The 16,948-nt window shown below is 66.1% G+C and carries 16 protein-coding genes and 1 pseudogene; 8 read left to right on the top strand and 9 right to left on the bottom strand.

The window, feature by feature from the left end; translation table 11 throughout:
* Positions 1-14 precede the first annotated feature (14 nt).
* Both NLR35_RS20185 and NLR35_RS20180 read left to right on the top strand, forming a co-directional pair.
* Entirely contained in the window at positions 15-851 is an 837-nt protein-coding gene (locus NLR35_RS20185; protein WP_257168277.1) for a pirin family protein, read from the top strand.
* Positions 852-879: 28 nt separating this feature from the next.
* Positions 880-1,728, top strand: a complete 849-nt coding sequence (locus NLR35_RS20180; RefSeq protein WP_257168276.1) for an SDR family oxidoreductase — start codon at positions 880-882, stop codon at positions 1,726-1,728.
* Positions 1,729-1,778: 50 nt separating this feature from the next.
* Here the strand turns inward: NLR35_RS20180 and NLR35_RS20175 are convergent, their stop codons facing one another.
* On the bottom strand, positions 1,779-3,332 hold the full coding sequence (locus tag NLR35_RS20175; protein WP_257168275.1) for an ABC transporter substrate-binding protein: 1,554 nt from the start codon (positions 3,330-3,332) through the stop codon (positions 1,779-1,781).
* A 591-nt stretch (positions 3,333-3,923) separates the two neighbouring features.
* On the opposite strand from NLR35_RS20175, the gene NLR35_RS20170 reads away from it, so the two are divergent.
* Positions 3,924-4,511, top strand: a complete 588-nt coding sequence (locus NLR35_RS20170) for a cytochrome b (RefSeq protein ID WP_257168274.1) — start codon at positions 3,924-3,926, stop codon at positions 4,509-4,511.
* A 157-nt stretch (positions 4,512-4,668) separates the two neighbouring features.
* Here the strand turns inward: NLR35_RS20170 and aspS are convergent, their stop codons facing one another.
* Positions 4,669-6,441 (bottom strand): aspartate--tRNA ligase, encoded by a 1,773-nt coding sequence (aspS, locus tag NLR35_RS20165; RefSeq protein ID WP_257168273.1) that lies wholly within the window; start codon positions 6,439-6,441, stop codon positions 4,669-4,671.
* A 256-nt stretch (positions 6,442-6,697) separates the two neighbouring features.
* On the opposite strand from aspS, the gene NLR35_RS20160 reads away from it, so the two are divergent.
* Both NLR35_RS20160 and rnd read left to right on the top strand, forming a co-directional pair.
* Complete coding sequence (locus NLR35_RS20160) at positions 6,698-8,173, top strand: YdiU family protein (protein WP_257168272.1); 1,476 nt, start codon at positions 6,698-6,700, stop codon at positions 8,171-8,173.
* A 399-nt stretch (positions 8,174-8,572) separates the two neighbouring features.
* Positions 8,573-9,721, top strand: coding sequence for a ribonuclease D (gene rnd, locus NLR35_RS20155; RefSeq protein ID WP_257168271.1), 1,149 nt, complete (start codon positions 8,573-8,575; stop codon positions 9,719-9,721).
* A gap of 84 nt (positions 9,722-9,805) precedes the next feature.
* Here rnd and NLR35_RS20150 read toward each other — a convergent pair whose 3' ends face one another.
* Positions 9,806-9,973 carry a hypothetical protein gene (locus tag NLR35_RS20150; protein ID WP_257168270.1) on the bottom strand — a complete coding sequence of 56 codons (168 nt, stop codon included), beginning with the start codon at positions 9,971-9,973 and terminating at the stop codon, positions 9,806-9,808.
* Between the two features lie 41 nt (positions 9,974-10,014).
* Between NLR35_RS20150 and NLR35_RS20145 the strand changes: the two genes are divergently transcribed.
* Positions 10,015-10,191, top strand: coding sequence for a hypothetical protein (locus NLR35_RS20145; protein WP_257168269.1), 177 nt, complete (start codon positions 10,015-10,017; stop codon positions 10,189-10,191).
* Between the two features lie 10 nt (positions 10,192-10,201).
* On the opposite strand, the gene NLR35_RS20140 is transcribed toward NLR35_RS20145, so the two are convergent.
* The 3 genes from NLR35_RS20140 to NLR35_RS20130 are packed head-to-tail and all read right to left on the bottom strand — an operon-like array spanning position 10,202 to position 12,031.
* On the bottom strand, positions 10,202-10,780 hold the full coding sequence (locus NLR35_RS20140; RefSeq protein WP_257168268.1) for a cysteine hydrolase: 579 nt from the start codon (positions 10,778-10,780) through the stop codon (positions 10,202-10,204).
* Complete coding sequence (locus NLR35_RS20135; RefSeq protein WP_257168267.1) at positions 10,780-11,403, bottom strand: GNAT family N-acetyltransferase; 624 nt, start codon at positions 11,401-11,403, stop codon at positions 10,780-10,782. The genes NLR35_RS20140 and NLR35_RS20135 overlap by 1 nt, the downstream gene beginning before the upstream one ends.
* Positions 11,390-12,031, bottom strand: a complete 642-nt coding sequence (locus NLR35_RS20130) for a hypothetical protein (RefSeq protein ID WP_257168266.1) — start codon at positions 12,029-12,031, stop codon at positions 11,390-11,392. Before NLR35_RS20130 ends, NLR35_RS20135 begins: the two co-directional genes overlap by 14 nt.
* A 55-nt stretch (positions 12,032-12,086) precedes the next feature.
* Here NLR35_RS20130 and NLR35_RS20125 point away from each other — a divergent pair, with 55 nt between their 5' ends.
* Positions 12,087-13,130, top strand: a complete 1,044-nt coding sequence (locus tag NLR35_RS20125; protein ID WP_257168265.1) for a LysR family transcriptional regulator — start codon at positions 12,087-12,089, stop codon at positions 13,128-13,130.
* A gap of 3 nt (positions 13,131-13,133) precedes the next feature.
* Here NLR35_RS20125 and NLR35_RS20120 read toward each other — a convergent pair.
* A pseudogene (locus NLR35_RS20120) lies at positions 13,134-14,296 on the bottom strand (autotransporter outer membrane beta-barrel domain-containing protein).
* A gap of 351 nt (positions 14,297-14,647) precedes the next feature.
* On the opposite strand from NLR35_RS20120, the gene NLR35_RS20115 reads away from it, so the two are divergent.
* The gene (locus tag NLR35_RS20115) at positions 14,648-14,857 is read left to right on the top strand and encodes a cold-shock protein (protein WP_257168264.1); all 210 of its coding nucleotides are present in this window, start codon (positions 14,648-14,650) and stop codon (positions 14,855-14,857) included.
* A 316-nt stretch (positions 14,858-15,173) separates the two neighbouring features.
* Here the strand turns inward: NLR35_RS20115 and purN are convergent, their stop codons facing one another.
* Together purN and purM are read right to left on the bottom strand one after the other, a co-directional pair.
* The gene (gene purN, locus NLR35_RS20110) at positions 15,174-15,827 is read right to left on the bottom strand and encodes a phosphoribosylglycinamide formyltransferase (protein WP_257168263.1); all 654 of its coding nucleotides are present in this window, start codon (positions 15,825-15,827) and stop codon (positions 15,174-15,176) included.
* Positions 15,828-15,841: 14 nt separating this feature from the next.
* Positions 15,842-16,915, bottom strand: a complete 1,074-nt coding sequence (purM, locus tag NLR35_RS20105) for a phosphoribosylformylglycinamidine cyclo-ligase (protein WP_257168262.1) — start codon at positions 16,913-16,915, stop codon at positions 15,842-15,844.
* Between the last annotated feature and the right edge of the window lie 33 nt (positions 16,916-16,948).

The following is a 16,948-nucleotide window of genomic DNA, read 5'->3' as shown; positions in this document are numbered from 1 at the left end:
CGCGAGCACTCCCCATGGCCATCATGTTCTCCTCCATCGCATCGGCGCAGACGCGCGGCACGGCCGGGCGCTTCCTGGTCAAGGCCGTGGAGCTGGCGGCGCTCGGAGCTGTCGGCTCGCCGGTACTCGTCCTCGATGATTTCAGGGTGAGCGGCCGGCCGTTCCCGCCGCATCCGCATGCCGGCTTCTCGGCCGTCACCTATGTGTTTGCGGATTCGGCGGGCGGCCTGCGCAGCCGCGACTCGCTCGGCAACGATGTCACCGTCGGCGCCGGCGGCATCGTCTGGACGGAGGCCGGCAGCGGCGTCCTGCATCACGAGATCCCGGCCGGCGACCAGGAGCTTCACGGGCTACAGCTATTCGTCAACCTCAGCGCGGCCAACGAGCTCTGCGCGCCGCGTATGCTTCATATCGCCGGCAACGAGGTGCCGGAATGGACCAGCGGCGACGGCGATCGCGTCCGCGTGGTCGTCGGTGCGTTCAACGACGTCGCCTCGCCGCTGGTGCCCACCGAGCGCTTCACGTTGCTCGATGTCACGTTGCGCCAGGGGCTCGGCTACACCCTGACGCCGGGCCACGTCGCCATCATCTACGTCGTGCAGGGCGGCCTCGCCATCGCGAACGATGGCACGCATCGCGATCTCGCCGCAGGGCAAGCGATTGCCTTGCGCGGCGACGGGCGCGCGACGCTTGGGGCCGATGGCGCAGCCCAGCTCGTCATCATGTCCGGGCCTGACGTGCAGGAGCCGATCGTCGTCGACGGCCCCTTCATCATGAGCAGCGAAGCCGGGATCGCCGCCGCCCATGCGCGCTATCGCGCCGGCGGCATGGGGCGGCTGGCGCCGCTGTAATCGACCATTTTCTCACAGGAGCTTTCAGATGTACGCAGTCACCGGAGCGACCGGACAGCTCGGACGGAAGGTCATCGCGCGGCTGCGCGAGCGCCTGCCCTCTCCGGAGATCGTCGCGATCGTCCGCGATCCCGGCAAGGCGGCCGACCTGGGCGTCGCCAGCCGCGCCGGCGACTATGCCGATCCCGCGGGGCTCGAGCGTGCCCTGTCCGGCGTGAGCAAGCTCCTGCTGATCTCGTCGAACGCGTTCGGCACGCGCCAGGCCGAGCATGCCAATGTGATCGCGGCCGCGAAGCGGGCCGGCGTCGGACACATCGTCTACACCAGCCTGCTGCATGCCGGGCAATGGACGCCCGGCTTCGCCCGGGACCACGTCGAAACCGAGCGCGCGATCAGGGAATCCGGGCTCGCTTACACCATCCTGCGCAACGGCTGGTACTGGGAGAACCACACCGCGACCCTGGGCCTGGCGCTCGGCCACGGCGTTCTCATCGGCAGCGCCGGCGAGGCGCCGATCTCGTGGGCGTCGCGGCGGGACTTTGCCGATGCCGCGGTGGCCGTGCTCACCGGCGCCGGTCATGACGGCCAGACCTATGAGCTCGCCGGCGATCGGGCGCATACGCTGGCGGAGCTCGCGGCCGAGGCCGCGGATCAAAGCGCGGAGCCCGTCGTCTATCAGAACCTCACCGAGGCCGCGCACGCGGCCTTCTACGAACGCGCCGGGCTGCCGCCGCCGATCGCGGCGATGCTGGCCGAGGTCGAGGCGCAGGGCGTCGCATCCGGCGTGTTGCGGGACGACAGCCGCACGCTGTCGCGGCTGATCGGACGGCCGACCCAGTCGTTGCGGGAGGCGGTCACCGAGGCGCTGGCCGGCTGATCAGCGCCTTCGGGAGATTGCGCGGCGGGTGAGCCGCCGCGCAGGTCGCCCTACTCCAGCTCGATGGCCTGGTAGGTGCCGGTCTCGTCGAGCGTGGTGCCCCAGATCTTGTGCGAGGCCTGGTGCTCGGCGCGGCCGAACGACAGCTTGCTGCCGAGGCCGACATCGATGCTCTGCATCGACTCCAGCGTATCGACCAGACGCTCGGTCTCGAGTGGCGTCGTCTGCTTCAGCGCCTGGATCAGGATGCTGGCGGAGATGAAGCCTTCGAGCGAGGTGTAGTCCGGCTCCTCGCCGGGGAAGTACTTCGACAGCGCCGTCTTGTAGTCGAGCACAAGGCTCGAATAGCCGGCCACCGATGGCACGCCCTGCGTCACGATCACGTTCTTGGTGTATTTCGGGCCGAGCAGTTTCAGCTCCGCTGCGAGCGAGGTCGATCCGACGGCGGAGATGTTGGCGTAAATCAGTCCAGGCGCGGCGTCGTGAGTCTTCTCGATGAACTTCGCCGCCGCGCGGTCGGTCGCGATCATGATGACGGCTTTGATCGCGGGCTTCTGCGCCTTCAACTGGTTGACCGCCTCGTCAACATCCAGCGAACCGCGCGGGAAGCCGTAGCGGATGATCGGATCGGTGATGCCGTGCGCGCGGAAGGCCTTGGCGACGCCGTTGGCGCCATCGTCGCCATAGGCATCGTTCTGCGCGAACACAGCGATCTGCTTCGCTGGGATGCGCTTGACCTTCATCAGGTAGTTGACGATCGCAGCGGTCTCCTCCGCGTAGCTCGCACGGTAGTTGAAGACGTAGCGGTCGGGCGGATCGCGGCGCACGACGGCGGAGCCGCTATAGGGCGCGAAGAACAGCGCCCGCCGCTCCAGCGCGTATGGGATCGCCAGCGCATTGTTGGCGGTGCCCATGTTGCCGATGAAGCCGAACACCTGCTCCTTGTCGTAGAGCTGCGTCATCGCGCCGATCGTCTTGGTCGGATCATAGGCGTCGTCGGCCGCGATCAGCCGCAGCTTGCGGCCATTGATGCCGCCGGCATCGTTGGCGCGGCTGAATGCCGTCTCGATGCCGACCTTCATCTGGCGGGCGGACTCCTTGCGGACACCCGAGAACGGAATCACGGTACCGAAACGAATCTCAGTCTCGCTGACGCCGCGCGGCAGCGGCGGCGGAAGGTTGGCGGTGGGCTGCGTCGACGCCGCCGCCGTCGAGGGCGCCAGCGCGAAGGACAGGCTGGGTGCCGCCGACTGCTGCTGGCCGAGCGACCGCTCGAGCTCGGCCAATTGACGTTCAGCGGTCTGGCAATTCACCTGCGAGGATGCGACGCGGCCGCGACCCTCGGCGATGTAGCTGTTGAAGCTGCGGATCAGCCCGTCGCGCTCGCCAGTGTTCGACGAGCCCTGGCGGATCACCTCACTGAACTGATCGATGATGGTCTGGACACGCCCCTGGGCGATCTCGCGGCAGGTCGCGGCCTGGCCGACCACCGGGCCGACCCGGGAGGCGAGATCACGAACGGTATCGGGGGAAATGGCGAGAGCGGAAGCGGAAGGAGCGAGGAAGCAGGTACCGAGAAGGAGCGCACACCAGCGAACGGTCATATTTGAACTATCCGTTTTCTTCTGATTGGTTGGCCATGTTCACTACATGAGTCAGACAGCAATCCTATTAAGGACGGGTTGCATGACACCGCAACATCCATTCGTCCGATCGGTCTCGCCTGGAACTCGCCGCGCTGCAGCCCGCGCGACGACGCGAGGAGCCGCTGCGCGTACCGCGCTGAACTAACAGCCGGCATGCGCGATTAGTTCTCGGAATCAACGGTTTGCCGTGTTGCGCGATGACCGCCCTCGCCGGCCGGACGATGGCGCCGGCGCAGCGCGCTGCGACGCGTCCAACCCGGTGTGGACGCCATCGGACATCGCGATGAAGTTGTCAGCAGTCTTAACCAGCCTTAACGCGAGACCGTCAAATGCGCGGCGACGCCTTCAACGCTGGGTCATCTTGCGTCCGAGCTCGCGCCCTGACGGCCGGCGACGACATGCCGCAGCTCGCAATCGATAACGAGCCGGTGAGAGGAAATTGACCCGGGCAGCCGCTCGGTAGCGGCGCTGGCCGCTGGCTGCGCCGCTGGTTTGACGATAGCAGCAGTCGTCAGCTGCGGTGCGGCGTGATTTGCGAGGGGACCTGGAATGCCGTGGAAGAATACCAAGCTGGAGTTCGGCGCGGTCGCCAAGGTCTTCCATTGGACCAGCGCAGCGGCGTTCATCGCGGCCTATGCAGTGGTGTACTACGTCATCTGGTTCATGGACGACACTGCGCCTGAAGTCCTGCCGGTGCTCAACATCCATTGGGTGTTGGGCATGATCGTCGGCCTGTCGGTGTTGCCGCGCCTGCTGTGGCGGCTCGCCAACCTGCAGCCGGATCAGCCGCACGCCTCGCCTGCCGAGGCGATGCTCGCCCACGCGGCGCATTGGGGACTCTACGCGCTGCTGATCCTCATGCCGCTGACCGGCTATATCGGCACCGATGCTCCGACCGATTTCGGACTGTTCGCGCTGCCGAGCTTTCGTGAGACGGCGCTGTTCGGCTGGATCGAGACGCGCTGGGGCGTGTCGTGGGAGGCGTTCGAGCCGCCGGTCGACGCGATCCATCATTTCGTCGGCAAATGGATCGCCTGGGTCGTCGTGGCCCTGCACGTCGCAGCGGCGCTGTTTCACCACGTGGTTCGCCGCGACGGCGTGCTGACGCGGATGCTGCCGGGGCGTTCGGCTGCTTGAGGACGAGCGCCGGGAACGGCGCTGCCCTGCACTCTCCTCACGGCACTCTGCGGGAGCGCCGTGCCCACCATCTCGCGGCGGAATACGCTGATGGATGGTGGGCACGTTGCCGCCTGACGGCGGCCGCTTTGCCCATCCTAAGTCGCGTCCTGCCGAACTACTTGTTCGGCAGGCTGGTCTTGATGTGCAGCTCGCGGAGCTGCTTGGTGGAGGCTTCCGACGGTGCGCCCATCAAGAGGTCCATGGCCTGCTGGTTCATCGGGAATAGCGAGATCTCGCGCAGATTGGTGGTGCCGCAGAGCAGCATCACGATGCGGTCGACGCCGGCGGCCATGCCGCCATGCGGCGGGGCGCCGTACTGGAACGCGCGATACATGCCGCCGAAGCGGTCGACCACCTCCTGCTCGCCATAGCCCGCGATCTCGAACGCCTTCACCATCGCTTCCGGCTTGTGGTTGCGGATGCCGCCGGAGGCGATCTCGTAGCCGTTGCAGGCGATGTCGTACTGGAACGCCTTGATGGTCAGCGGGTCCTTGGTCGTCAGCGCGTCCAGGCCGCCCTGCGGCATCGAGAACGGGTTGTGCGAGAAGTCGACCTTCTTGTCGTCCTCGTTGTACTCGTACATCGGGAAGTCGACGATCCAGGCCAGCGCGAAGCGGTCCTTATCGATCAGGTTCAGCTCCTCACCGACCTTGGTGCGGGCGAGGCCTGCGAACTTCCAGAACTTCTCCGGATCGCCGGCGACGAAGAAGGCGGCGTCGCCCTCCTTGGTGCCGAGCTGGCTGCGGATCGCGGCCGTCCGCTCCGGTCCGATGTTGTTGGCGAGCGGGCCTGCGCCCTCGCCGCCCTCGCGCCACATGATGTAGCCGAGGCCGGGCTGGCCTTCGCCCTGCGCCCAGGAGTTCATGCGGTCGCAGAACGCGCGGCTGCCGCCGCCCGGTGCGGGAATCGCCCAGACCTGGTTCTTCGGGTCCTCGAGCATGCGCGCGAACACCTTGAAGCCGGAGCCGCGGAAGTGCTCGGAGACGTCCTGCATCTCGATCGGGTTGCGCAGGTCGGGCTTGTCGGTGCCATATTTGCGCAGCGCTTCGGCGAACGGAATGCGCGGCCAGCCCTTGGTGACCGGCTTGCCCTTGGCGAACTCCTCGAACACGCCGGTGACGACCGGCTCCAGCGCCGCGAACACGTCCTCCTGCTCGACGAAGCTCATCTCGACGTCGAGCTGATAGAACTCGCCCGGCAGACGGTCGGCGCGCGGGTCCTCGTCGCGGAAGCACGGCGCGATCTGGAAGTAGCGGTCGAAGCCTGACATCATCAGCAGCTGCTTGTACTGCTGCGGCGCCTGCGGCAGCGCGTAGAACTTGCCGGGATGGATGCGCGACGGCACCAGGAAGTCGCGCGCGCCCTCCGGCGAGGACGCGGTCAGGATCGGCGTCTGGAATTCGAAGAAGCCCTGCTCCTTCATGCGCCGGCGCATCGAATCGATGATCGCGCCGCGGGTCATGATGTTCTGGTGCAGCCTGTCGCGGCGCAGGTCGAGGAAGCGGTATTTCAGCCGGATGTCCTCGGGGTAGTCCTGCTCGCCGAACACCGGCAGCGGCAGCTCGGCCGCGGGGCCCAGCACCTCGATGTCGGCGACATAGAGCTCGACCTGGCCGGTCGGCAGCTCGGCATTCTCGGTGCCTTCAGGTCGGTGACGGACCTTGCCTTCCATGCGCACGACCCACTCCGAGCGCAGCTTCTCGGCGAGGCTGAACGCCTTGGAGTCGGGATCGACGACGCATTGGGTGATGCCGTAATGGTCGCGCAGGTCGACGAACAGCACGCCGCCATGGTCGCGGATGCGATGGCACCAGCCGGACAGCCGGACCGTCTCTCCGATGTTGCTGTCGCGGAGCGCGCCGCAGGTATGGGTCCGGTAGCGATGCATGGTCGTCCTGAATGGTCGGCGTGAGGAAAAGGGAATCGGTGCAGCCGTGAGGGGCGCGTGACCGAATGCGCGCAGGGTTTAGCCGAGCCGCCCCGGCGCGGCAACCGCAGGAACGGCTTTTCCGCCCCGGAGCCCGGCAAGGCGCGACAGCCATTGCAACCACCGGCGCTGCCGCCGAATTGGGCTGGCGCTGAAGCACTCATCTGGCGGCCGTTTGGGCTCGAAAAGCGGCGTCTCTGCGCTTATCTTGGGAGGTATGACCGTGCATTTCCCCTTCCAGAACTCCTACGCCACCCTGCCCGACAATTTCTTCGCCCGGGTGGCGCCGACCCCCGTGGCCGCGCCGCGGCTCATCAAGCTGAACCGGCCGCTGGCCGAGGAGCTCGGACTGAACCCGGCGGAGCTCGAGACGCCGGAGGGCGCCGAGATCCTTGCCGGCAAGACCGTGCCTGACGGCGCCGAGCCGATTGCGATGGCCTATGCCGGCCACCAGTTCGGGCATTTCGTGCCGCAACTCGGCGACGGCCGGGCGGTGCTGCTCGGCGAGGTCGTCGACAGGAACGGCGTCCGCCGCGACATCCAGCTCAAGGGCTCGGGCCCCACCCCGTTCTCACGTCGCGGGGATGGCCGCGCGGCGCTGGGGCCGGTGCTGCGCGAATACATCGTCAGCGAGGCGATGGCCGCGCTGGGCATCCCGACCACCCGTTCGCTGGCGGCGGTGATCACCGGCGAGCAGGTCAATCGCGGCATCGCCCTGCCCGGCGCGGTGCTGACGCGGGTCGCCACCAGCCACATCCGGGTCGGCACGTTCCAGTATTTCGCCGCCCGCCAGGACGTCGAGGCGGTGCGGCGGCTCGCCGACCACGTCATCAGCCGGCATTATCCGGATATCGCCGGCACCGAGCGGCCGTATCACGCCCTGCTCGACGCTGTGATCAGCCGCCAGGCCAAGCTGATCGCCGACTGGCTGCTGGTCGGCTTCATCCACGGCGTCATGAACACCGACAACACGTCGGTGTCCGGCGAGACCATCGATTACGGCCCCTGCGCCTTCATGGACGCCTACGACCCGAAGCAGGTGTTCTCGTCGATCGACGAGTTCGGACGCTATGCCTTCGCCAACCAGCCGCGCATCGCACTGTGGAACCTCACCCGGCTGGCCGAATGCCTGCTGCCGCTGTTCGACGCCGACAAGGACCAGGCGATCAAGCAGGCCGAGGCCGCGCTCGACGGCTTCGCCGCCCAGTTCACCGATGCGCATCAAGCGGGCCTGCGCCGTAAGCTCGGTCTGTTCACGCAAGCGGAAGGCGACCAGCCGCTGGCGCAGGCGCTGTTCGACGCCATGGCCGCGGCCAAGACCGACTTCACGCTCACCTTCCGCCGGCTCAGCGACGCCGCCGGGAGCGGCGATCTCGGCGAGGTCCGGGCCCTGTTCGAAGATCCCACCGGCTTCGACGAATGGGCTCAGCGCTGGCAGCAGCGCCTGGCCCAGGAACCGCAGAGCCCGGCCGAGCGGCGCGCGGCCATGCGCAAGGTCAATCCGGCCTTCATCCCGCGCAACCACCGCATCGAGGCGGTCATCACGGCGGCGGTCGAGAACGACGATTACGTGCCGTTCGAGGAGCTCCATGCGGTCCTGGCAAAGCCCTATGAGGACCAGCCGGACCGGGCTGATTATGCCGAGCCGCCGCAGCCCGAGGAGCGGGTCTTGCAGACCTTCTGCGGCACCTGACACGCAGTCTTAACTTCGCGTCCACCATCGCCTCGGCCGCGCCGGGGTCCTTAAGAAACGATCAACGCAGCCCCGACAAGTTGAACCAACAAGTCGGGGAGGTCTGAGACGTGGACGCGCTGGTGTTCGAATTCATGGGTCTGGCGATGATCGCGCTGTGCCTCATCGTACTGGCCGTACCGTCCGGACGGCGCCCTTCCGGCCGCGTCCGCCATCACTGAGGGCGCTGCCGGACCGCCCTGCATCAACCATAGAGCGATCAGCTGACATTGCGGTGCTTGCGTTCCGGCCCGATAAGGCCGACAAGCGGAGATGAATTTCGTCTCGTACCCTTTGCCGACACCCTTGACTTGTCAGCGTTTTCGGACGACGGCGTAAGAGCCTCGTCATGGATCGTTCATGGACTTGATCACCACCACTGCGGACCTTGCAGCCGCCTGCGCCCGCCTCGCCCAGCATCCGGTCATCACCGTCGATACCGAGTTCCTGCGGGAGACCACCTACTACCCCCTGCTTTGCGTCGTGCAGCTGGCCAGCGCGGATGAAGCCGTGGTGATCGACGCGCTCGCCGAGGGCATCGATCTCAAATCATTCTTCGAGCTGATGGCCAATGAGAAGGTCCTGAAGGTCTTCCACGCCGCCCGCCAGGACATCGAGATCATCTGGCACCGCGCCGGCATCGTGCCGCACCCGATCTTCGACACCCAGGTCGCCGCGATGGTGCTGGGATACGGCGACAGCATTGCCTACGACCAGCTGGTCGAACGCATCACCGGCCACCGCCCCGACAAGACCCACCGCTTCACCGACTGGTCGCGCCGCCCGCTGACCAAGGAGCAGGCGCACTACGCGGAAGCCGACGTCACCCATCTGCGCGACGTGTTCGCCGCGCTCGACGCCGACCTGAAGAAGCGCGGCCGCAGCGACTGGGTCAGCGAGGAGATGGAGATCCTCACCTCGCCCAAGACCTACGACTTCCATCCCGAGCGCGCGTGGGAACGGCTGAAGACCCGCGTCCGCAAGCCCAAGGAACTGGCGGTGCTGATCGAGGTCGCCGCCTGGCGCGAGCAGGAAGCGCAGAGCCGCGACGTGCCGCGCAGCCGCGTCATGAAGGACGACGCTGTCGGCGACATCGCCACGCACGCCCCGACCTCGATCGAGAAGCTCGGCAACCTGCGCTCGCTGCCGAAAGGCTTCGAGCGCTCCAAATGGGGCTCCGACATCGTCGCCGCCGTGCAGCGCGGACTGGCCCGTGACCTTGCCGCGCTGCCCAAGCTGGAAAAGCCGCGCAACAACTCCAACGGCGCGGCGATCGTCGAACTGCTCAAGGTGCTCTTGCGCATGACCTCGGAGCGCCATGCGGTGGCCAGCAAGGTGATCGCCACCGTCGACGATCTCGAGCAGATCGCCGCCGACGACAATGCAGAGGTTGCTGCGCTGCAGGGTTGGCGGCGCGAGCTGTTCGGCGAGGCCGCGCTCGCGCTGAAGCACGGCAAGCTCGCACTGGCCATCGACAAGGGCCGCGTCGTCAGGGTCGACCGCGCCTGACCGGCCGCAACTTTCCCGACGTCTCTCTCCGGAGTTTACCCAGTTGATTGCGGGCCGCGTCACACGCGGCCACGGTCGCGCACATCATTTGGAGCCGGACGGCCCCCTCAACTCCGCCGCGATTGTCTGAGACACCTCGACCAGAGCCAACGAAAGGATGTAGGCGCTGGTCGGCAAATCGAGCTGGCGCGCTTTCGCAATGGCCGCCTGGAGGCTGCTCGCCAATTCTTTGAGCTCTTCCTCTCGGGTCATGTCGTGGTCTCGATCGTGATGTCGGTGCTGGAGCTGCCCGTGTGAGCAAAGACGATTGCGAGCCGCCGGAACAGAAGCTGCTGCGGCTGCTGAGCGAAAATCCTGTTGATTTGCACGTCGTCGAGGCGTTGCGTCTGGTCGTTGCATTCAACAAGATCAGCAACCCATCGGATCGACGCATGGTGATCGAGCTGGCCGAGCGGCTCGCAGGCTGCTGACGGCGCCGTTTCACACCGCGAGACGGCCGCTCGCCCCGATCAGTTCGGCGCTGTCGAGCACGCCGGCGAAATTGCCGATCACCCGGGTCACGACCAGCTTGTAGGCGGCGACATCGCCCTCACAGGCCTTGCGGCAGGCTACCGCGTCTCCGATCACCTGGTAGCGATGGCTGCGGTGAAAGCCGTCCACCACCGTCGAGAGGATCGTCTCGTCGAGCGAGAAGCCGAGCATGACGCAGCGGATGCTGCGCATGTTCGACATATAGTCGGCGAACCGCGCCGAGCTGTAGGCCGACGGCAGCGGATGCTCGAACGCGATCTCACCCGGCTTCGGCTTGAAGTCGTCGAGCCAGTCGGTCAGGTTGGAGGCCGGGTTGAACCAGGCCGCCCGCGCAATCCGCTTGAGGTGGACCACCGGCCAGAGATGGCCGCGCCACAGCTCGATCAATTGCCGGCAACGGGCCATGACCACCTCGCCGTCCGCGATCAGGTGCTTGCGTCCCTCAGCCAGATATTCGCACTGCAGATCGGCGCACACCAGAACCGGAGGGTCGGTGTCGGTCGCGCCGAACAGATCGCGGCCCTGCATCACGGTCTCGCTGCAGCATAATCACGTAATGGCGAAGACGCCGGCCGGCCGGCCGAGAGATCCAGCACGCCCGGCCGATCCCAATCGCCCTCGGGACGAATGATCATGTAGGGATCGCTGTCGAGCGTGATCGCATCGGAGCACGGCTCGAGGTCCAGCACCATTTCGGTGTAGGAGAAGTCCGAGAAGGTCAGCTTGCGATTGTGGCCGAGCGGCTTGGCGCCGAAATGCGCCCAGAAGTCGACCAGGCGATCCTGCGCATGGCCATAGGCTTTCTTGAAGCCCTTGCGCCGGCAATAATCCAGCGCCTCTCGGACGAGCTTGAATGACAGCCGCGAGCGCCGATATTGATGGCGTACGGCGAGCCGCTCCACCTTGGCGAACTCGCCGAAGAAGCGCACACGCACGCATCCGGCCGGTTCCTTGCCGACGAAGCCGAGGAAATGCGCGGCAACGAGATCATTGCCGTCGAACTCCTCCTCCATCGGACAATCCTGCTCGGCGAGATAGACCGCCGAACGGATCGCCGTGACGAGCATCAGATCATTCGGATCGCGCGCGATGCGCACCGTGATCGCGCGTGGATTCGACTTCGTCGTCTTGACCGAACTAATGCCGTGCATCCGCCAGACTCCCTTTCACGAACTGCGTGGTCGATTGAAGCGAAGGCGCCAGCACCTCCGGCAGCCGGTTCCAGGGGCGTTGGTACCACCAGAGATCCGGCTGGAAACTCGCAAGCGGCGCGAACCCGAGCGCACCGAGGAACGCCCGCCCTTCCGGGCTCGATGGCTGCGCATAGTAATCAGCCGCGCGATATCGCGGCGCGCGCATCGCGTGGGCGACAATGCCGAGACCGGCGGCGCCTCGTCCCCGCGCCACCAGCGCCCAGACATAGATTGCCGCAGCGTCTTCGTCGGGTCGCGCCAGATATCTGCGCGGCGGATCGCTCAAATTGAACTCATCCAGCAGCAGCGCGTCGAGACCGGCGCAATTCAGATAGAGAAAGGCAATGCCGCCGAGCAGCCGCGTGCCGCGGCACAGCGCGAAGATCGACTCCGGATCGTGCCGCAAGAACTCCGCAAGCTCACGCTCGGAGGCGCGCACGCCCGGTATTTCCCGACGCGCCAGCTCGGCAAGCTCGCCGAGCTGATCCGGCGTGACCGGATGCGCCGCAATCAGATCTGTCAGCGGCAATGCGTCGAGCTGATGTCGCAATGTGAATTCTGCGCTTCCGCGCTGCGGGATCTGCATCTATGTTTCCAGCTTGGCTTTGATGACGTCATCATACTTGTCGGGGCTGGAGTGTATGCGGCAACATTTGCATCGGGGTGCTGCATCTACGCAGCGCGGGAAATCTGACGAAACGCTTAATGCGTCCTGGGAAGATTTAAGAGCATTTCTACTTTGTACGCGGCACAAGAGCTTCAGGAACGCGGCGGAGGCTCTCGGCCTCACCGGGACCACGCTCATGCGCAAGATCGATCGGCTGGAGGACGAGCTTGGCTTCAAGCTCTTCATTCGTGATCAATCGGGCCTGTCGCTCAGCGACGAAGGTCGATCGCTGCTGTTCGACGTCGAGCAGATGGAACGACTGAGCTTCAACATCTTCCGGCGCGCCTCGCTCTCGACCGATACGCAAGGCTCGGTGCGTGTCGCCGTGACGGAGGGGCCCGGCAATTTCTGGATCCTGCCGCGGCTGATCGATTTCCAGAAAACCTACCGCAGGATCACCGTCGATCTCAGCTGCGCGATGCAACAGGCGGACGTCTCGCGCCTGGAGGCGGACATCTCGATTCAGTTCGAACGGCCCACCAACCCCGATGTGATCGTCGCCAAGCTCGGACGGCTGCACATCTACGGCTTCGTGTCGGAGGCCTATCGCGAGGCGCATGGCCTACCGACATCGCTGGCCGATCTGAAGAACCATCGCATCGTCAAACAGCACGGCGTGCAGCTCGACGAGACCGGCTATGCGCGCATCCTCGGACTGGAGTCGCTGGAAGGCATCGTCGGCATCTCCACGAATTCGAGCGTGGCCGTGCTCTACGCCGTCGAGCGCGGCGCCGGCATCGGCTTTCTGCCGACATCGGCCATCGCCCTCGGCGCGCCGCTGGTTCCGGTCGATCTCGGCATCAACTACCACATGGATCTGTGGCTGACCTATCACAAGGAGTTCCGCACGTCCGATCGGCACAAGGTGGTGATCGACTGGCTGAAGCGGATCTTCGATCCGAAGGTGCACGCCTGCTTCCGGGACGAGTTCATCCACCCCACCGATCTCGTGCCGCTGATGGCGGAGGCGCGCGAGGTCATCGGCTTCAATGGCTACGTGGCGCCGAAGCCGGTGTGACCGCTACCACTTGAGTTCAAGCCCGAGCGTGCCTTGGTGCGACTGCAGTGCTGAGCGGAGCTTGGCGTCGTAGTTGAGGTAGACGCGCGCCGTCCTGTTCAGAGACAATGACAGCGCCGCGCCCGTATCGGCACCGTAGCGTCCCTCGCCGAGCCCCTGCAGCGTAGTGCTCTGCGCACCCAGGCTGACCGTGACCGCGCCGAGGTTCTGCGCGACACTGTCGACGAACTTGCCGTAGGCCGAGACGTCGAGGATCTTGCCGTCGAAGATGAAGTATCGCCCGATCTCGGCGCCCGCCAGCACGCGGCCGCGCTCCAGCGACGTGCCGCTGACCGCCAGCGGATCGAGACCGCCGGCCTCCTGGAATGCCGCAGTCGTGGCGCGCGCATATTCGAAGGCCAGCTTCGGAACCACGCGGCTCTCGCCGAAGCTCCAATAGTAGTCGAGCTCGCTGAGCACGCCGGTGATATGGGCGCCATAGGCCGAGGTGGTGACGCCCAGGCTGGTCTGGCGCCGCGCATTGATCCCGCCGAAGCCGTGGACGATGGCGATCGCCCAGGTCCAGGGCCCTTGGTCGACCGAGGCGTTGAAGCCCAGCTGGGTGAGGTCCAGCGTTGCGGACTGCAACGCGAGCGGCACGTCGACGCGGGTGCGGCTCTGGTCGACCGACAGCCCGGCATTCACGCCGGGAGCGAGCCGCATGCCGATACCAGCGACGCCGCCCCAGGTCGTTCTCTTGTCGCCGACGAAATCGCCCTGCGCGCTCGAGTGCGCGGTGATGCCATAGGCCTCGCCCCAGGTCCGGAACCTCGGCTGCTCCGCCGCTTCGGACGCGCCCCGCCGCCGGGATTGCTGCGCTGCAGCCTGCTGCCCCCGAACGTCGCCTGATGGCCGAGCCGTTCGAGAAAGTTCGATCCGAGATCGAGCACCGACCGGCCGGAGGACAGGTCCGAACTAATCGCGCCCGGAACCGGGCTCGGCGATGGGCTCGGTGTCGGCGTCGGAGTAGGCGTTGGTGTCGGGCTGGCCGCGATACTGGGAAGACTTGCGGCATGAGCGGGACGCAACGCCGGAGCCCCAGCTGCGAGCGCGGCGGCGAACGACGCTGCGAGGCATGCGCCGGCCCACGACCGTGTGCCTCGTCTGAGCTGAGATGGTCTCCGCATCGCTGTCCCGTCGCGCGCTCAAATTGCTTAAAAATCGACAGCAGGATTTGCCCGCAGTTCCCGGCGGCGGTCAATCACGATCAGCGCCCTTGGACCTGCCCTGCGCAGGATCGTGGTTCCCGCGCCACAACGCCTCTTCATGGCTGCCGCGACTCCGCGACGCGTTCTCATCTTCCCGGCAAACTTGCTATCGCCGAAAAATCGTGTTGCAATCCGGACAACAATCGGATCTGGCCGTTCGACTGTGCGTTTCGTCACTACTGAAATTCAGCAGACTTCGGAGAGCCCGCTTGTGGCGTGGCACGCGAGAGCGTGACCGCGTCTTTTTTTCGTCTAGACGAGGAGACAGCGATGCCGACCCACAAAGGCAGCGTGAAATGGTTCAACCCGACCAAGGGGTATGGCTTCATCAAACCGACCGGTGGAGACAAGGACGTGTTCGTCCACATCTCGGCCGTCGAGCGCGCCGGACTGACCACGCTCAATGAGAACCAGTCGATCGAGTATGACCTGGTCGAGAGCCGCGGCAAGACGTCGGCGGAGAATCTCAAGCTCTCTTGAGATGCTCCGGCTACGGCGCCATTGCGCGCCCGCCGTTTCGGCCAACGAGATCCGCGCAAACTAACTCCGCGGATCATCAGACTTCGTCAGCCCTTGATGTGCCCCCGGCTCTGCCGGGGATTTTTTTTGTGAGGAATCGGCACGGAAACGAGCGACGCACGACCGTCGTTGCGTAGAGAGACCCCTCACCCGAGCGAGCCCGCGGATGGGCCGGCGCTGCCCTCTCCCGCAAGGGGCGAGGGCGCAGTATCGCGCAGCCTTGCCGCGGCGACAATCAGTGTGTCACTTTCATGATCTGAGCTCGCTCGTAGCCCAACTACGAGACCACAGGCCAGATCATGACCTGATCCGCCTGCTCCGTCGCGGTCGTCCGGCACAGATCTCCTTCGAGGCGAACGAGGTCCCTTGCCAGCAGCTTCAGCGCTTCGGGATAGATGCGGTGCTCGACGCCGAGGATGCGCGTCGACAATGTCTCCGGCGTATCATCGTCCCTGACCACGACAGCGCCTTGCATCACGATCGGACCTGCATCCGTCTCCGGAATGACGAAATGCACCGTCGCGCCGGACAGCTTCACGCCGGCGCGTAGCGCCTGGCCGTGCGGATCGAGGCCGGGGAAGGACGGCAGCAGCGAGGGATGGATGTTCAGCATCCGGCCATACCAGTGCTGCACGAACTCAGCCGTGAACAGCCGCATGAAGCCGGCGAGGCAGATGATCTCGATGCCGCGCGCATCCAGCGCCGCCTGCAGCTTGGCTTCAAAGCCGGCCCGGTCCTTGCCGAACGGCTTGCTCTCGATGACCTCGACGGCGATCCCGCTCTCCGCCGCCTTCTGCAGGCCGGCGGCATCGCCGCGGTTGGAGATCACGACGGCGATCTCGGCCGGGAAATCCGGCTGCGCCGCTGCGCGGATCAGGGCGGCCATGTTCGAGCCGCGACCGGAAATCAGGATGGCGACGCGGCGCTTCATCGTGACAGCCCGTCTCACAGCGCCAGATCGAGCGCGCCGGTGTAGATCACGCGCTCCTCGCCTTCGGCCGCCACGACCTCGCCAAGCCGGGCGACGTGCTCGCCATTGGCGGTGAATACCTCGGTGACGGCATCGACCGCTTCGGCCTTGGCGATCACGATCATGCCGATCCCGCAATTGAAGGTGCGCAGCAGCTCGCGCTCGGCAATGCCGCCCTGCTCCGCCAGCCATTTGAACACCGGCAGCACCGGCAGATGCGTCAGGTCGATCGAGACGCCGAGATGCTTCGGCAGCACGCGCGGGATGTTGTCGGTGAAGCCGCCGCCGGTGATGTGCGCCAGCCCCTTCACTGCCCCTGTCTCGCGGATCGCGCGCAGGCAGGACTTCACATAGAGCCGCGTCGGCGTCAGCAGCGCGGCGCCCAAGGTCAGCACCGGCGCGAACGGCGCCGGCGCGTCGAAGCCGAGGCCCGATTGCGCGACGATCTTGCGCACCAGCGAATAACCGTTGGAATGCACGCCGGATGAGGCCAGCCCGAGCACGACGTCACCCGCCGCGATGTCCGGCGACGGCAGCAGGGTGCCGCGCTCGGCCGCGCCGACCGCGAAGCCGCCGAGATCATAGTCGCCGTCCTTGTAGAGGCCCGGCATTTCCGCGGTCTCGCCGCCGATCAGCGCGCAGCCGGATTCCCGGCAGCCTTCGGCGATACCGGCAACGATCGACGCGGTCGCCTCCGGGTCGAGCTTGCCGCAGGCGAAGTAATCCAGGAAGAACAGCGGCTCGGCGCCCTGCACCACGAGATCGTTGACCGACATCGCCACCAGGTCGATGCCGATGCCGCCATGCAGCCCGGTCTCGATCGCGATCTTGACCTTGGTGCCGACGCCGTCGGTCGCGGCCACCAGGACCGGATCCTTGAAGCCGGCGGCCTTGAGGTCGAACAGGCCGCCGAAACCGCCGATCTCGGCGTCCGCCCCGGGACGCGCGGTGGCGCGCACCATCGGCTTGATCAGATCGACCAGCCGATTGCCGGCATCGATATCGACGCCCGAATCTGCATAAGTGAGCCCGTTCTTGCGCTCGGTCATGGTCAAAACCCCTAATTTGGCCGCTGGTTACGT

It is taken from the genome of Bradyrhizobium sp. SRS-191, assembly GCF_024586915.1.
Lineage (GTDB): Bacteria > Pseudomonadota > Alphaproteobacteria > Rhizobiales > Xanthobacteraceae > Bradyrhizobium.
Note: the sequence above shows the minus strand (reverse complement) of the source record. Positions and strands in the feature narration are given on the sequence as shown.